Raw genomic sequence first — 209 nt, 5'->3', positions numbered from 1 at the left:
GTTTCGCATGATATTCGCACACCACTTTCTATGGTTATGGGGTACGCTGGACAACTAGAAAGTAACCCTTCTCTTTCACTAGACGAACAACATAAAGTTAATATTATCCTAAGACAAAGTGAAAAAATGAAAAATTTAATTAAAGATCTTAATCTAGCTTCTAAATTAGAGTATAATATGCAGCCAATAAATATGGAAAAAATAAACGT

The 209-nt window shown here is 31.1% G+C and carries 1 protein-coding gene; it reads left to right on the top strand.

Annotated features, from left to right (window positions below; translation table 11 throughout):
• A partial coding sequence (locus FDW96_RS12755) for a histidine kinase dimerization/phospho-acceptor domain-containing protein (RefSeq protein WP_305764173.1) occupies nt 1-209 on the top strand: 209 nt, incomplete at both ends.

This window comes from Citrobacter sp. TBCS-15 (genome assembly GCF_005280815.1).
Taxonomy (GTDB): Bacteria; Pseudomonadota; Gammaproteobacteria; order Enterobacterales; family Enterobacteriaceae; genus Citrobacter; species Citrobacter werkmanii.
Note: the sequence above shows the minus strand (reverse complement) of the source record. Positions and strands in the feature narration are given on the sequence as shown.